This window comes from Pseudomonas yamanorum (assembly GCF_900105735.1).
Taxonomy (GTDB): domain Bacteria; phylum Pseudomonadota; class Gammaproteobacteria; order Pseudomonadales; family Pseudomonadaceae; genus Aquipseudomonas; species Aquipseudomonas yamanorum.
The window spans coordinates 2,071,096-2,086,087 of sequence record NZ_LT629793.1 but is presented as its reverse complement, the minus strand read 5'-3'; the positions used below and the strand labels follow the sequence as shown (position 1 = coordinate 2,086,087).

Genomic DNA, 14,992 nt, shown 5'->3' with positions numbered 1-14,992 from the left:
ATTCGCGGATTCAGCGCAGGCCCCGAGAGGCCCGCAAATAATGGGTTATTGAAGCACGAAATAGTCGTAGCGCATCGACACAGTGACCAGCAGCGGTTCGGCCGCCTCGATCACTTGGGCGCGGCGCTCGGCACTGGCGCGCCAGCCGTGGGGGGTCATCGCCAGCAGATTGGCGCGGTCCTTGGGATCGGCCAGGCTGAGCTTGAACTCCAGGGTTTCACTGTGTTGCAGGCTCATGCCGTCCGGTACCAGCGCCAGGTGCTTATCGTCGGTGTACTCGCGCACTTCGTCGTACAAACGCTCACGCAGTTCCATCAGGTGGCCGCTGGTGGGGCCGACTTTCATCAAACCACCGCCCGGGCTGAGCAGGCGCTTGGCCTCCAGCCAGTCCAGCGGGCTGAAGACACTGGCAAGGAACTGGCAACTGGCATCGGCCAACGGCACTCGGGCCATGCTGGCGATCAACCAGGTCACCGTGGGGTTGCGCTTACAGGCACGCTTGACCGCTTCCTTGGAAATATCCAGGGCGTAGCCGTCGGCGCGCAGCAGGGTGTCGGCGATTTGCGCGGTGTAGTAACCCTCGCCACAGCCGATATCCAGCCAGCGCTGGGGTTTGCGTTCTGCGGCCAGTTCGGCCAGGCGCCTGGCCACCGGGGCGTAGTGCCCGGCGTTGAGGAAGTCGCGGCGCGCTTCCACCATTGCCAGGTTGTCGCCCGGGTCCCGACTGTTCTTGTGCTGCACCGGCAACAGGTTCAGGTAGCCCTGGCGCGCGCGGTCGAAACGGTGCCCGACCGGGCAAGCCACGCCATTGTCCACTTCATGGAGCGGTGCGCTGCAAATAGGGCAAGCGAGCATCAGGCGAGCAACTTGATCAGGGTCTGGTAGTAGATTTCGGTCAGTACATCTAGATCGCTGGCGAGAATGCGCTCGTTGACCTGATGGATGGTCGCGTTGACCGGGCCCAGCTCTACAACCTGAGTGCCGAGGGTCGCAATGAAGCGCCCGTCGGAAGTGCCTCCGCTGGTGGACGCCTTGGTCTCGCGGCCGGTGACGGCCTTGATGCTGGCGGAGACGGCATCGAGCAACGCGCCCGGTTCGGTGAGGAACGGCAGGCCCGACAGCGCCCACTCCACATGCCAGTCCAGGCCATGCTTGTCGAGAATCGCCGCGACCCGCTGCTGCAGGCCTTCGACGGTGGACTCGGTGGAGAAGCGGAAGTTGAAAACCGCCGTCAGGTCACCCGGGATCACGTTGGTGGCGCCGGTGCCGGAATTGAGGTTGGAAATCTGGAAGCTGGTGGGCGGGAAGAAGGTGTTGCCGTCGTCCCAATGCTCGGCGGCCAGTTCGGCCAGGGCCGGAGCGGCCAGGTGGATCGGGTTCTTCGCCAGGTGCGGGTAGGCCACATGGCCTTGCACGCCGCGCACGGTCAGGGTGGCGCCGAGGGAGCCGCGACGGCCGTTCTTGACCACGTCGCCCACCAGGGTGGTGCTCGACGGTTCGCCGACGATGCACCAGTCCAGGCGTTCCTTGCGGGCTGCCAGGCGTTCGATCACAGCCTTGGTGCCGTGGTGTGCCGGGCCTTCTTCGTCACTGGTGATCAGGAAAGCCACCGAACCCTTGTGGTCCGGGTAGTCAGTGACGAAACGCTCGGAGGCGACCAGCATCGCGGCCAGGCTGCCTTTCATGTCGGCCGCGCCACGGCCGCAGAGCATGCCGTTTTCGTCGATCAGCGCGTCGAACGGGTCGTTCTGCCATGCCTTGACCGGACCGGTCGGCACCACGTCGGTGTGGCCGGCGAAGCACAATACCGGGCCTTCGTGTTTACCGTGGGTGGCCCAGAAGTTATCCACATCCTCGATGCGCATCGGCTCAAGCGCAAAACCGGCGTCGCCCAGGCGCTGCATCATCAGCTTCTGGCAATCGGCGTCGATCGGCGTCACCGATGGGCGACGGATCAGGTCGATAGCGAGTTGGAGGGTCGGCGAAAGGTCGGCGTGGGCCGTCATGTAAAAACTCCAGAAGCATGTCAGGGCGCAAGGCTTATGTGGGAGGGGGCTTGTGTGGGAGCGGGCTTGCTCGCGAATACGGAGTGTCAGTCAACAACGTATGAACTGACCCGGCGCATTCGCGAGCAAGCCCGCTCCCACACAAAGCAATGGCCTGGGCCAAGTCTCACAAAATGGCCGTTATCTTATAGCAAAACGGCGGCCAGAGGCCGCCGTTTAGTGCATTGCGCAGGATTTTAAGCAGCGGCCACAGGCTCTTGCTTCGGTGCCGGTTTCGGCAGCGACGACAGGAACGCCATGATCAGCGCCGCCACATACGGCAGCGACTGCACCAGCAACATCACCACCCAGAAGCGCATGTCATTGCTCGGCAGGCCCTGCACCAGGTAAATCCCCAGTGCCGCGCCCCACAACAGCAGCATGATGAACATCTCTTCCCGGGCTTCGGAAATCGCGACCCAGAAACCGTGGTTATCGGCGTTCTTCGGTGTACGAAAGAACGGAATGCTGGTGGTGAAGAAGCCGTACAGCACTGCCTTGGCAATGGTGTGGGACAACGCTAACCCGGCCAACGCCGCGCAGAACGCATCTTTCAGGTTCACACCCACCGCACGGCGGTAGAGGAAGATGATCTTGCCGACCTTGAACACGAACAGCGCCAATGGCGGAATCGCGAAAATCAGCAGCGGCGGGTCAACCCGCGTCGGCACGATAATCATCGCCGCCGACCACAACAGGGCGCCCACGGTGAAGAAGATGTTCATGCCGTCGGCCACCCACGGCAACCAGCCCGCGAGGAAGTGGTAGCGCTGGCCGCGGGTCAGCTCGGTGTCCTTGCCGCGCAACAGGCTCGCGGTGTGACGCTTGATGATCTGGATCGCCCCGTAGGCCCAGCGGAAACGCTGTTTCTTGAAGTCGATAAAGGTATCGGGCATCAGGCCTTTGCCGTAGCTGTCGTGGTAGTACGCCGCCGACAGGCCTTTCTCGAATACCCGCAGGCCCAACTCGGCATCTTCACAGATGCACCAGTCGGCCCAGCCCAGCTCTTCAAGCACCGAGCGACGGGTCATGGTCATGGTGCCGTGCTGGATGATCGCGTCACGGTCGTTACGGGTGACCATGCCGATGTGGAAGAAGCCTTTGTATTCCGCGTAGCAGAGCTTCTTGAAGGTGCTTTCGTTTTGGTCGCGATAGTCCTGTGGCGACTGCACCACAGCGATTTTCGGGTCGGCGAAGTGCGGCACCATGTGCTTAAGCCAGTTCGGCGACACGCAGTAATCGGAGTCGATCACCGCGATCACTTCGGCATCCTTGGCGGTATGCGGGATCAGGTAGTTCAGCGCGCCGCCCTTGAAACCAGCCAAGGGCGAGACGTGGAAGAACTTGAAGCGCGGGCCCAGGGTTTCGCAATAGTCGCGCACCGGCTCCCACACGGCCGGGTCCTTGGTGTTGTTGTCGATGATCAGGACTTCATAGTCCGGATAGTCGAGGGCGGCCAGGGCGTCGAGGGTCTGTTTGACCATCTCCGGCGGCTCGTTGTAGCACGGCACGTGGATCGAGACTTTCGGGCGGTAGTCCGAATCTCCTACAACCGGCAGGAATTCACGCCGGCGTTTGTGAGTCCAGACAGCCTCTGCCAGTTCGTGGGCTTCGGTAAGCAACACGATAAACACGCCCAGGGCGCCGAGTGCCAGCAGGAAGCCTACCGTCAAACTGAACCAGGTGCTGTATTGCTGGCTGTAGTCGTAGCCGATCCACACCAATACTGAACCGCACAGGAAGGCGATAAAGGTCAGGAACGTACGACCACGCTGGCGCAGGGCCGAGCCGTCGATCATCAGCAGGGTCAGCGACAGCAGCGCAAGCACCACCGAGCCGATCGCCAGCACTCGCCATTGCGGAATCGCGACCACCGGGCCATCAAAATTGAATTTCTGCTGGCGTGCGGCGTTGAACACGCCCCAATAAGCGCCCACCGAACCTTCGTCGCTGGCTTTCCACGGCTGGTCAAACGCTTCGATCACGAAGTAGTTGTAGCCCTGGCGGTTCAGCGTGTTAACCAGCGTGCGCAGGTAAATCGCCTGGTCGGCCGGAGAGGCGTCAGCACCGCCACGCATCCGTCCGTTGCTTGGCCAGCCAACCTCCGACAGCAACAGCGGCTTTTTCGGGAAGGTCTTCTTCAGGTCCCGTGCGCGATCGAGGACGAACTGGCCGGCCTTGTCCACCGGGATATGTTCCCAGTACGGCAGGATGTGCGCGGCGATCAGGTCGACGTGCTTGGCCAGTTGCGGGTTGTGTTCCCAGATGTGCCATTGCTCGGAGGTGGTCACGGGCACCTTGACGGCGGCCCGTACCCGATCCAGCAGCACGATCAGCGCTTCCGGAGTGATTTCTTCGCGGAACAGCGCTTCGTTACCCACCACTACCCGCACTACGCTGCGGGAGTTGTTGGCGATTTCGATGGCACGCTGGATCTCGCGCTCGTTGCGCTCGAGGTCCGGGCTGATCCAGATTCCCAGGGTCACCCGCAGGCCGAACTCTTCCGCCAGCTTGGGGATATCCCCCAGGGTGCCGTCGACCGAGTAGGTACGGATGTTGTCCGTCAGCTTGCTCATGATCGCAAGGTCCTGACGCATTTGATCGTCGGTCGGATACTGGTCTTTCTGTGGGTACTGGCCTTGCTGGAACGGCGAGTACGAAAAACCGGAGATCTGCTCGGGCCAGTTAGGGGCATTGACCGGGCGGTTGATCAGCGCCCAGAAGCCAGTGAACAGCGCGGCAATTGCCAGCACCACCACCAGGTTGAGTCCAAATTTACGCGATGACATGGCTATTTCGGGTTCCAAAGGGTGTGGAACGAAAAGAGGTGTCGGCCTACGCCGAACGGCGCGCATCCTACACTGGCCTTTCACCGACCGTACAGCAAGCCGAGAAAAACCGGACATTGGGCAGTGCAACTCGTCGTAAGTTCTCTTACTTGTAGCTTGTAGCTTAAAACTTGTCGCTGCGTAGCCCTATAATGCGCGCCGGTTTTTGGGGTAATGGTCATGAGTACAGAAGATCCACGGTTTGCCGGCGTCGCCCGCTTGTATGGCATTGAAGGCCTGGAACGCTTGAAGGCGGCCCATGTGGCCATCGTCGGCGTGGGCGGGGTGGGCTCGTGGGCGGCGGAAGCCATCGCCCGTTGTGGGGTGGGCGAGATTTCGCTGTTTGACCTGGATGATGTGTGCGTCAGCAACAGCAACCGCCAGTTGCATGCGCTGGACAGCACGGTGGGCAAGGCCAAGGTCGAGGTCATGGCCGAGCGCCTGAAGGGCATCAACCTGGATTGCACCGTGCACGCGGTGGCGGATTTCGTCACTCGCGAGACGATGGCCGAGTACATCACGCCCAATATCGATTGCGTGATCGACTGCATCGACAGTGTGAACGCCAAGGCCGCGCTGATCGCCTGGTGCAAGCGGCGCAAGATCCAGATCATCACCACTGGCGGCGCGGGTGGGCAGATTGATCCGACGCTGATTCAGGTGTGTGATTTGAACCGTACGTTCAATGACCCGCTGGCGTCGAAAGTGCGCTCCACCCTGCGCCGCGACTACGGCTTCTCGCGCACCGTGACCCGCCATTACAGCGTGCCCTGCGTATTTTCCACCGAACAGCTGCGTTATCCAAAGCCGGACGGCAGCATCTGTTTGCAGAAGAGTTTTGTCGGGGATGGCGTGAAACTGGACTGCGCCGGTGGGTTTGGCGCGGTGATGATGGTCACCGCGACCTTCGGCATGGTGGCGGCGACCAAGGCGGTAGACAAGATTGTGGCCGGGGTGCGCCGGCCTGCTGACAGAGTTCAGGCAGCACCGATCTCTGCACCCTGAAAAGATCAAAATGTGGGAGCGGGCTTGCTCGCGAAAGCGGAGTGTCAGTCACCAGACAGGTCGACTGATACACCGCTTTCGCGAGCAAGCCCGCTCCCACATTCAGTTTTGTGTGAGGCTCAGCTGCCGCATGCGCTGCAGCACTGCATTCAACCCATTGCTGCGCGACGGCGATAACTGCCGCGACAGGCCCAGTTGTTCAAACCAGCCGGGCAAGTCGACGGCGTGCAGTTCGGCAGCAGACACACCGTTGACCCGCGCCAGCAACAACGCCACCAGCCCGCGTATCAGCCGTGCATCGCTGCTGGCGGCAAACTGCCAATGCCCATCCTGCAAGCGCCCCACCAGCCACACCAGGCTTTCACAGCCCTGCACCAGGTTGACGTCTACCTTGTCTTCGTCCGGCAAGGCGGGCAGCCGCTCGCCCCATTGCATCAGCAGGCGGGCTCGTTGCTCCCAACTGCCGATTGCCTGGAACGCTTCCAGCGCGACAACGGCCTCCGGCGGCAAGCTCATCGCAACATATCCAGGGCTTGATCCAGCGCTTCAAAAAAGCGCTCCAGGTCATCGGAGTCGTTGTACAGCGCCAGTGACACCCGAATCGCCCCCGACAATCCCATCTGCTTGAGCAGCGGCATCGCACAATGATGGCCGGCGCGCACCGCAATCCCTTGTTCGGTCAGCAAGTGGGCGAGGTCGGCGTTGTGCACGCCGTCCACCACAAAGCTGGCCAGGGCCACGTGCGGCGAACCCAGCAGGCGCACGCCGTTGCGGGCCTGCAGGCCACGCAGCAGGTAGTCGTGCAGGGCGGCTTCGTGGGCCGTCACCGCCTGCTGGTCCAGGGAACTCAGGTAATCCAGGGTTGCGCCCAGGCCGATCACGCTGGCGATCGGTGGTGTACCGGCTTCGAACCCGAGGGGCGCCGGGCGGAAGCTGGCGCTTTGGTAGTCAGCCTGCTGCACCATCTCGCCGCCAAACTGCCAATGGCGCAGGTGATGCAGGGCTTCGGTGCGACCGTAAAGCACGCCGACGCCATCCGGACCGTAGAGCTTGTGGCTGGAAAACACGTAGAAGTCGCAGGCCATGGCCTGCACGTCGTGGCGACCATGGACGATGCCCTGGGCGCCATCGACCACCGTCAGTGCGTCGTGGGCCTTGGCCAGCGCCAGCAATTGCGGCAACGGCTGCCAGGCACCTAGCACGTTGGACAGTTGGCTCACCGCCAGCAGGCGGGTGCGCGGGCCGATCAGTTGGGCGGCGGCTTGCAGGTCGATCAAGCCGTCATCGTTAAGCGGCAGTACCACCAACGCCAGCTCGCGACGTTTGGCCAGTTGCTGCCACGGCAGCAGGTTGGCGTGGTGTTCCAGGGCGCTGATGACAATCTCGTCGCCCGGGTTGAATAGGTGCTCAAGGCCATATGCCAGGAGGTTCAGCGCCGATGTCGCGCCGTGGGTGAAGATGATTTGCCCCTCGTCACCGACGTTCAGCCACTGCGCCACCTTGTTGCGACTGTCCTCGAACGCCTGGGTTGCATGGGCGCCCGGCAAATGCTGGGCACGGTGCACATTGGCTGCGCCATTGGCGTAGTAATGGCTGATGGCGTCCAACAGGGCTTGAGGTTTTTGCGTGGTGGCGGCGTTGTCCAAGTAGGTCTGGTCTTGCCGTTGCAGGGTGGCGATGGCCGGAAAATCGGCGCGCCAGGGAGAGGGCACAAGCATGGTGATCAAGACTCGTATAAACGGCCCGCATCCGGAAGAAGCGGGCCGTTAGTGGCATCGAGTCGCTGCTTAGTTGTGAGCGTGCAGCGCTGCGTTCAGTTCGATGGCCGATTTGTGGGTTTTGCACTCCACGGCACCGGTCTCGGAGTTGCGGCGGAACAGCAGGTCCGGTTGGCCGGCCAGCTCACGGGCCTTGACCACTTTGACCAGCTGGTTTGCTTCATCCAGCAGCGCAACCTTGGTGCCGGCGGTCACGTACAGGCCCGACTCAACGGTGTTGCGGTCGCCCAACGGGATACCGATACCGGCGTTGGCGCCGATCAGGCACCCTTCGCCGACCTTGATCACGATGTTGCCGCCGCCCGACAGGGTGCCCATGGTGGAGCAACCGCCGCCCAGGTCCGAACCCTTGCCGACGAATACGCCAGCCGACACACGGCCTTCGATCATGCCCGGGCCTTCGGTGCCGGCGTTGAAGTTGACGAAACCTTCGTGCATCACGGTGGTGCCTTCGCCCACGTAGGCGCCCAGGCGGATGCGCGCGGCATCAGCGATACGCACGCCGCTCGGCACCACGTAGTCGGTCATTTTCGGGAACTTGTCCACCGAGAACACTTCCAGCAACTCGCCACGCAGGCGCGCTTCCAGCTGACGCTCGGCCAGCTCGGCGATGTCGATTGCGCCCTGGCTGGTCCAGGCCACGTTCGGCAACTGCGGGAACACACCGGCCAGGTTCAGGCCGTGGGGCTTGACCAGGCGATGGGACAGCAGGTGCAGCTTGAGGTAGGCCTCAGGGGTGGAAGTCAGTGCGGCGTCTTCGGCCAGCAGGGTGGCGACCAGCGGCGTGTGGCTTTCAGCCAGGCGGCTCAACAGGGCGGCTTGGGCGGCGTCGACGCCTTTGAGCGCGTCAGCCAGTTGCAGGGCCTGGGTAACGGTGAAAGTGATCGCCTGGTTGCCTTCGGTGTAACCGAGGATCGGGGTGATGGCAGCGATGATTTCAGCCGATGGATTGAGCAGCGGTTGTGCGTAAAACACTTCCAGCCAAGCACCTTGGCGGTTCTGAGTGCCGACGCCGAAGCCCAGGCTGAACAGGGAATTGGACATGCTGTTACCTCTACAAAAATGGAGTGGGCTGGCCTACTTGAGGGCCGCCGAATAACTATCTGGCTTGAAGCCAATCAGGGTTTTGTCACCGAGATCAAGCACGGGGCGCTTGATCATCGAGGGTTGCGCGAGCATCAATTCAATGGCTTTCGCTTGGTCGAGATCGGCTTTGCGTTCGTCTTCGAGTTTGCGAAAGGTGGTGCCCGCACGGTTCAAAACCACCTGCCAACCGTGCTCATTGCACCATTGGGTCAAGTGTTCGCGGTCGATACCGGCCGTTTTGTAGTCATGAAACTCATACTGGATAGCGTGCTCGTCGAGCCAGGTGCGCGCCTTTTTCATGGTGTCGCAGGCTTTTATGCCGAAAAGGTGCAACGTTTTGCTTGAAGCGGTCAAGGAATTGCCCCCCTTTGGGCTGACGCAGATGAAAGGTCAAGGATTATGCCATGGCCAGCGGCTTTCGGCGCCGCTCGTCACACTTACGTTTTGCTCGCGTGCGACTTTTGTGCAAAGGCCATCGCGCAGCATAGGCGGCTAATATGGCACTTCAACGGCGAGTTGTTGCCTGATGTGTGTTGTTGCAAGTTGATTGTCTGGGAATCCCGCGTTATGCAAACCGCCTACACCGTACTTATCCTGCTGATGCTGGTCAGCGTTTCGCGCCTCGTCGGGCGCATCATCCCACTGCCGTTGCCACTGGTGCAGATCGCCGCCGGCGCCTTGTTGGCCTGGCCGACCCTAGGCCTGCATGTAGCCCTCGATCCCGAGTTGTTTCTCTTCCTGTTTCTGCCGCCGCTGCTGTTCTCCGATGGCTGGCGTATGCCCAAGCGTGAATTGTGGCGCCTGCGCGGGTCGATCCTGACGCTGGCGGTGGGCCTGGTGCTATTCACCGTGGTCGGTGCCGGTTACTTCATTCACTGGCTGTTGCCGAGTATCCCACTGCCGGTGGCCTTCGCCCTGGCGGCCGTGTTGTCGCCGACGGATGCGGTGGCGGTGTCAGCCATTTCCCAGAATCGTCTGCCAACACCGCTGATGCATATGCTTCAGGGCGAGGCGCTGATGAATGACGCCTCGGGCCTGGTGACCTTCAAGTTCGCCCTGGTGGCGGCGGTGACCGGGGTGTTTTCCCTGGCGAATGCCAGCCTGACATTTGTGCTGGTGGCCGTCGGTGGCCTGGCCATTGGCGTGGCCTTGAGCTGGCTGGTGGGCCGCTTGCGGTCCTGGATGATCGCCCGGGGCTGGGACGACCCGGCGACGCACGTGGTATTCATGTTGCTGCTGCCGTTTGCTGCCTACGTGCTGGCCGAACGCCTTGGCGCCTCGGGCATCTTGTCGGCGGTGGCCGCGGGGATGATGCAAAGCTGGCTCGACCTGCTGCCGCGCCAGACCAGCACCCGGTTGCTCAACCGCAGTGTCTGGTCGCTGCTGGAGTTTGCGTTTAACGGTTTGATCTTCCTGCTGCTGGGCCTGCAATTGCCGGACATTATCAAGGCGGTGGTGAGTCACGAGCCGACGCTGTGGCCGACCTTGTTGTATCGCTGCCTGGACGTGGTCGCGATTTTCCTGGTGCTGGTGGTGTTGCGGTTTATCTGGGTGCAGAGCATCTGGCGACTGTCGGGTTTATTGCGCCGGATTCGTGGGAAAAGTGAGCTGACACTGGTGCCCACCGCGCGGTCTTGCTGGCTGTTGACCGTCGGTGGGGTACGCGGTGCCGTGACCCTGGCCGGTGTGATGTCGGTACCGTTACTGCTTGCGCCGGGGCAGGACTTCCCCGAGCGCGACCTGCTGATCTTCATCGCCGCCGGTGTGATCCTGCTGTCGTTGGTCGCGGCCTGCATCGCTTTGCCGCTGCTGTTACGCGGCATCGAGAAGAGTCCGGATGAGAAACGCCACAATGAAGTGCGCGAGGCCTGGAAGAAGACCGCCGTGGCTGCTATCCATGCACTCGAAACCGAAGATCCCGCTGAAGCTGCACCTCTGGATGCCGCCCAGGCAGCCTTGGCCACCGAGCTCAAGGCGCGGTTGATGTCGGAGTATCGTCATCAATTGGAGGTGTTCAATGATTCGGCCGAAGCCCAGGCGCTGGCGTTTCAGATGGACCAACTGGAGCGCAAGTTGCGGCTCAAGGCCCTGCGGGCGCAGCGTCTGGAGCTGTATAGCCTGAGCCGTCACCACCAGATTGGTGATGACGTGCTACGGGAGGTGTTGGCGGATCTGGATATGAGCGAGGCGAATCTGGGTCATATCAAATAACACCGCGGTGCTCCCTCGCCACATTCAGCGCAGTTATTTATTGCGGGTAATAAAGTCGCGAATCCGCGTCGCCGCTTCCACGCACTCCGCCAACGGCGCGACCAGCGCCAGGCGCACACGCCCGGCGCCCGGGTTGACCCCGTCCACTTCCCGCGACAGGTACGAGCCTGGTACCACGGTCACGTGTTCTTCCACGAACAAGTCACGGCAGAACGCCGCGTCGTCGCCCTTCACGTTCGGCCACAGGTAGAAGCCACCGTCGGGGTTTTGCACGTCCAGCACCGGCTTCAGGATCGCCAGTACGGCATCGAACTTCTCCCGGTACAGATCGCGGTTGGCCTGCACGTGGGCTTCGTCCTGCCAGGCGGCAATGCTCGCCAGTTGGGTTTGCACCGGCATCGCGCAACCGTGGTAGGTGCGGTACAGCAAAAAGCCCTTGAGGATTTCGGCGTCGCCGGCCACAAAGCCCGAACGCAGGCCCGGCAGGTTGGAGCGTTTGGACAGGCTGTGGAACACCACGCAGCGCTTGAAATCCTGGCGACTCAGCTCGACGCAGGCGCTGAGCAGGCCCGGCGGCGGGGTTTGTTCGTCGAAGTACAACTCGCTGTAGCACTCGTCGGCGGCGATTACGAAGTCGTATTCGTCGGCCAGGGCGATCAGCTTTTTCAGGGTGTCGACGGGAATCAGTGCACCGGTCGGGTTGCCTGGCGAGCACAGGAACAGGATCTGGCAGCGTTTCCAGATGTCCGGCGATACGGCGTCGAAATCCGGGTTGAAGCCGTTTTCATCCAGGCACGGCAGGTAGTGCGGCTTGGCTCCGGCGAGGAACGCCGCGCCTTCGTAGATCTGGTAGAACGGGTTTGGGCTGACCACCAGCGCGTCATCGCCACGGTTGACCACGGTCTGGGTGAAGGCGAACAACGCTTCACGGGTGCCGTTCACCGGCAGGATATTGCGCGCCGGGTCCAGCCAGCCCTTGGGCACGCTGAAACGACGTTCGCACCAGGCGCCAATGGCTTCGCGCAGGGCGGGAATGCCCAGGGTGGTGGGGTACACCGCCATCTGGTCCAGGTTGTTGGCCAGCGCGTCGGCGACGAACTGCGGAGATTTATGCTTCGGTTCGCCGATGGAGAGGGCGATCGGACGCTTGTCCGGGTTCGGTGTGACGCTGCCCAGCAGGACGCGCAATTTCTCGAACGGGTAGGGCTGCAGTTGGTTCAGGGCATTGTTCATCGATAAATCTCGTTCAATTCATTGGAAGCTGAAAATGGGCGGTCGGTCAGATGCTCAAGCGTGACATCTCGACGCCGGTCTCCTGATTGACGCTCAACTGCTGGACGATGGCTTCCTGCAAGCGTCGGCACAGTTCAGGGTCGGAAAGCGGCTGGTTGTCGGCATCGGTAATGAAGAACACGTCTTCCACCCGTTCGCCCAGGGTCGCAATCTTGGCGTTCTGCAACGACAGGTCAAACTCCAGGAAGATCGTGCCGATCCGCGCCAACAGGCCAGGCCGGTCCGGCGCGCTGAGTTCCAGCACCGTCACCGGGCGTTGGGCGTCGTTGTGGATGGTCACCTCAGGGGCAAACGCAAAGTGCTTGAGCTGGCGCGGTACCCGGCGCTGGATGATGGTCGGGTAGTCGTCAGGGTTGCGCAGCGCGTCGGTGAGGCCTTTGCGGATCTTTTTCACCCGCTCCGGGTTGTCGCCGATGGACTCGCCTTCCGTGTCGAGCACGATGTAGGTGTCGAGGGTGAACTGGCTGCTGGAGGTGATGACCCGGGCGTCGTGAATGTTCAGGTTGAGCTGGTCCATCGCGGCCACGGTCACGGCGAAGAAATCGTGCTGGTCCGGGGCGTAGATGAAGATCTGCGTACCACCCTCGAACTCGCGCTGGGTGGTTTCCTTGATCAGCACCAGCGGCCCGCCATCGGCCGGCTGCTGCAGGATCGCGTCGCTGTGCCAGGCTACATCGCCGGCGGTGTGGCGCAGGAAGTAGTCGTCTCCCAGTTGCGACCAGAGTTGCTCGACGTCGTCCGGGTCGTTGCCGCCACGCACCAGAATATCCAGGGCCGCGCTTTGGGTGCGGCGGATCTGCTCTTCGCGGTCCACCGGGTTCTCCAGGCCGCGACGCAGCGCGCGCTTGGTCTCGGTGTAGAGCTGGCGCAACAGGCTGGCGCGCCAGGAATTCCACAGCGTCGGGTTGGTGGCGTTGATGTCGGAGACGGTGAGCACGTACAGGTAGTCGAGACGGGTTTCGTCGCCGACGGCCTGGGCGAAATCATGGATCACCTGCGGGTCGGACAAGTCCTTGCGCTGGGCGGTTGTGGACATCACCAGGTGGTTTTGCACCAGCCACACAATCAGGCGGCTGTCCCACAGTGGCAACTGGTGACGCTGGCAGAACGCTTCGGCGTCCACCGCACCAATTTCCGAGTGGTCACCGTGGCGGCCCTTGCCGATGTCATGGTACAGGCCGGCAAGGTAGATCAGCTCGGGCTTGGGCAGCCGCGCCATGAGCTTGCTGGCCAGCGGGAATTTCTCTGACACCTGGGTGTACTGCAACTTACGCAGGTGCTTGATCAGGTTCAGGGTGTGGGCGTCCACCGTATAGATGTGGAACAGGTCGTGCTGCATCTGCCCGACGATAAAGCCGAACTCCGGCAGGTAACGCCCCAGGATCCCGTAGCGGTTCATGCGCCGCAGGTTGCGGTGGATGCCGATCTTGCACTTGAACAGCTCGATAAACAGGCTGGTGTTGCGAATGTCGTTACGGAAGTCGTCGTCGATCAGGTGACGGTTTTCCCGCAGCAAACGAATGGTGTCGGCGCGTACGCCTTTGATTTCCGGTTGTTGGGCCATCAACACGAAGATTTCCAGCATCGCGAACGGCGTGCGTTTGAACACGTTGTCGTTGCGAGCCTCGATGTAGCCATCGTGGAGTTGGAAGCGCGAGTTGATCGGCTGCGGCGGTGCTTCGTCTTCCGGGGCCAGGATCACTTCTTCGAAGTGCTGAATGATCAGGTCGCTGAGCTGGGCAATGCTCATTACCACCCGGTAGTACTGCTGCATGAAGCTTTCGATGCTGGTCTTCGCGTCTTCGCCTTCAAACCCCAGCAGGGTCGCGATGGAGCGCTGGTGGTCGAACAGCAGGCGGTCTTCGGAGCGACCGGCCAGCATGTGCAACGCGTAGCGCACTTTCCACAGGAATTCCTGGGAGGAGGCCAGCAGGGCGTTTTCGCTCTCTACCAGGAAGCCTTCCCCGGCCAGGGCGCGCAGGTTCAGGGTGCCGTATTGACGGCGGGCGACCCACAAAATCGTCTGGATATCCCGCAGCCCGCCGGGGGAGCCTTTGACGTTGGGTTCCAGGTTGTATTCGGTGTCGTTGTACTTGTGGTGCCGGGCTTTCTGCTCGGCACGCTTGGCCAGGAAGAAGTCCTTGCTCGGCCACATGTGCGCGGTGCTGGTGACTTCCAGCATGCGCTGGCGCAGGCGCTCGGGGCCGGCGATGGTGCGGCTTTCCATCAGGTTGGTGATCACCGTCAGGTCGGCGCGGGCTTCCTGGGCGCATTCGTCCACCGAGCGCACGCTTTGGCCGACTTCCAGGCCGATGTCCCACAGCAACGTCAGAAAACGCTCGATGGAGTCGCGGAAAATTTCGTGATCGGCGCTGTCCAGCAAAATCAGCAGGTCGATATCGGAGTAGGGGTGCAGTTCACCACGGCCGTAGCCGCCGACCGCCACCAGGGCGATATCAGCGTCTTCGCTCCAGCTGAACTGTTCCCAGGCCTTTTGCAGGATGTTGTCGACGAACCAGGCGCGGTCCTCGATCAGCCGGCGGATGTCCCGGCCCGTGCGAAAGCGCTCGTCGAGCACCTCGCGGGCCTGACGAATGGCCTTCTTGAAGGCGGCGATGGGGCTGGCCTTCAGCGCCAGTTCCGCCTGAAACTGGCCGCGGTCGAAGAGTTCGGGATCCACCTGGGGCATCGATCGGTTTTCCTTTCTATCTATGGGTCACAGCGTTGCTATTAGAAAACCGGTGCA

General features: G+C 62.0%; 11 protein-coding genes. 2 read left to right on the top strand and 9 right to left on the bottom strand.

Annotated elements, in window-relative coordinates; translation table 11 throughout:
* Positions 1–45: 45 nt before the first annotated feature.
* The 3 genes from BLU46_RS10070 to BLU46_RS10060 form a co-directional block, all read right to left on the bottom strand.
* On the bottom strand, positions 46–855 hold the full coding sequence (locus tag BLU46_RS10070; protein WP_063032925.1) for a putative RNA methyltransferase: 810 nt from the start codon (positions 853–855) through the stop codon (positions 46–48).
* A complete protein-coding gene (gene dapE, locus BLU46_RS10065) occupies positions 855–2,006 on the bottom strand; it encodes a succinyl-diaminopimelate desuccinylase (RefSeq protein WP_063032923.1) in 1,152 nt (383 codons plus the stop codon). Before dapE ends, BLU46_RS10070 begins: the two co-directional genes overlap by 1 nt.
* Positions 2,007–2,242: 236 nt before the next feature.
* Positions 2,243–4,834 (bottom strand): glycosyltransferase, encoded by a 2,592-nt coding sequence (locus BLU46_RS10060; protein ID WP_093201156.1) that lies wholly within the window; start codon positions 4,832–4,834, stop codon positions 2,243–2,245.
* A 219-nt stretch (positions 4,835–5,053) separates the two neighbouring features.
* On the opposite strand from BLU46_RS10060, the gene tcdA reads away from it, so the two are divergent.
* Positions 5,054–5,878, top strand: a complete 825-nt coding sequence (gene tcdA / locus BLU46_RS10055) for a tRNA cyclic N6-threonylcarbamoyladenosine(37) synthase TcdA (protein ID WP_408003272.1) — start codon at positions 5,054–5,056, stop codon at positions 5,876–5,878.
* Between the two features lie 102 nt (positions 5,879–5,980).
* On the opposite strand, the gene BLU46_RS10050 is transcribed toward tcdA, so the two are convergent.
* From BLU46_RS10050 to BLU46_RS10035, 4 genes are all read right to left on the bottom strand, one after another.
* A complete protein-coding gene (locus BLU46_RS10050) occupies positions 5,981–6,394 on the bottom strand; it encodes a SufE family protein (protein ID WP_093201147.1) in 414 nt (137 codons plus the stop codon).
* Positions 6,391–7,596 carry an aminotransferase class V-fold PLP-dependent enzyme gene (locus tag BLU46_RS10045; RefSeq protein ID WP_093201143.1) on the bottom strand — a complete coding sequence of 402 codons (1,206 nt, stop codon included), beginning with the start codon at positions 7,594–7,596 and terminating at the stop codon, positions 6,391–6,393. Before BLU46_RS10045 ends, BLU46_RS10050 begins: the two co-directional genes overlap by 4 nt.
* Before the next feature lie 69 nt (positions 7,597–7,665).
* Positions 7,666–8,700 carry a 2,3,4,5-tetrahydropyridine-2,6-dicarboxylate N-succinyltransferase gene (dapD, locus tag BLU46_RS10040; protein WP_017479423.1) on the bottom strand — a complete coding sequence of 345 codons (1,035 nt, stop codon included), beginning with the start codon at positions 8,698–8,700 and terminating at the stop codon, positions 7,666–7,668.
* A gap of 33 nt (positions 8,701–8,733) precedes the next feature.
* Positions 8,734–9,096 (bottom strand): ArsC family reductase, encoded by a 363-nt coding sequence (locus BLU46_RS10035; protein WP_003219341.1) that lies wholly within the window; start codon positions 9,094–9,096, stop codon positions 8,734–8,736.
* A gap of 213 nt (positions 9,097–9,309) precedes the next feature.
* On the opposite strand from BLU46_RS10035, the gene BLU46_RS10030 reads away from it, so the two are divergent.
* Positions 9,310–10,953, top strand: a complete 1,644-nt coding sequence (locus BLU46_RS10030; protein ID WP_093201138.1) for a Na+/H+ antiporter — start codon at positions 9,310–9,312, stop codon at positions 10,951–10,953.
* Positions 10,954–10,986: 33 nt separating this feature from the next.
* Here BLU46_RS10030 and dapC read toward each other — a convergent pair whose 3' ends face one another.
* Together dapC and BLU46_RS10020 are read right to left on the bottom strand one after the other, a co-directional pair.
* Positions 10,987–12,186: a succinyldiaminopimelate transaminase gene (dapC, locus tag BLU46_RS10025; protein ID WP_093201134.1), complete on the bottom strand. Its 1,200-nt coding sequence runs from the start codon at positions 12,184–12,186 to the stop codon at positions 10,987–10,989.
* 46 nt (positions 12,187–12,232) lie between these two features.
* A complete protein-coding gene (locus BLU46_RS10020; protein WP_093201131.1) occupies positions 12,233–14,935 on the bottom strand; it encodes a [protein-PII] uridylyltransferase in 2,703 nt (900 codons plus the stop codon).
* Positions 14,936–14,992: the final 57 nt, after the last annotated feature.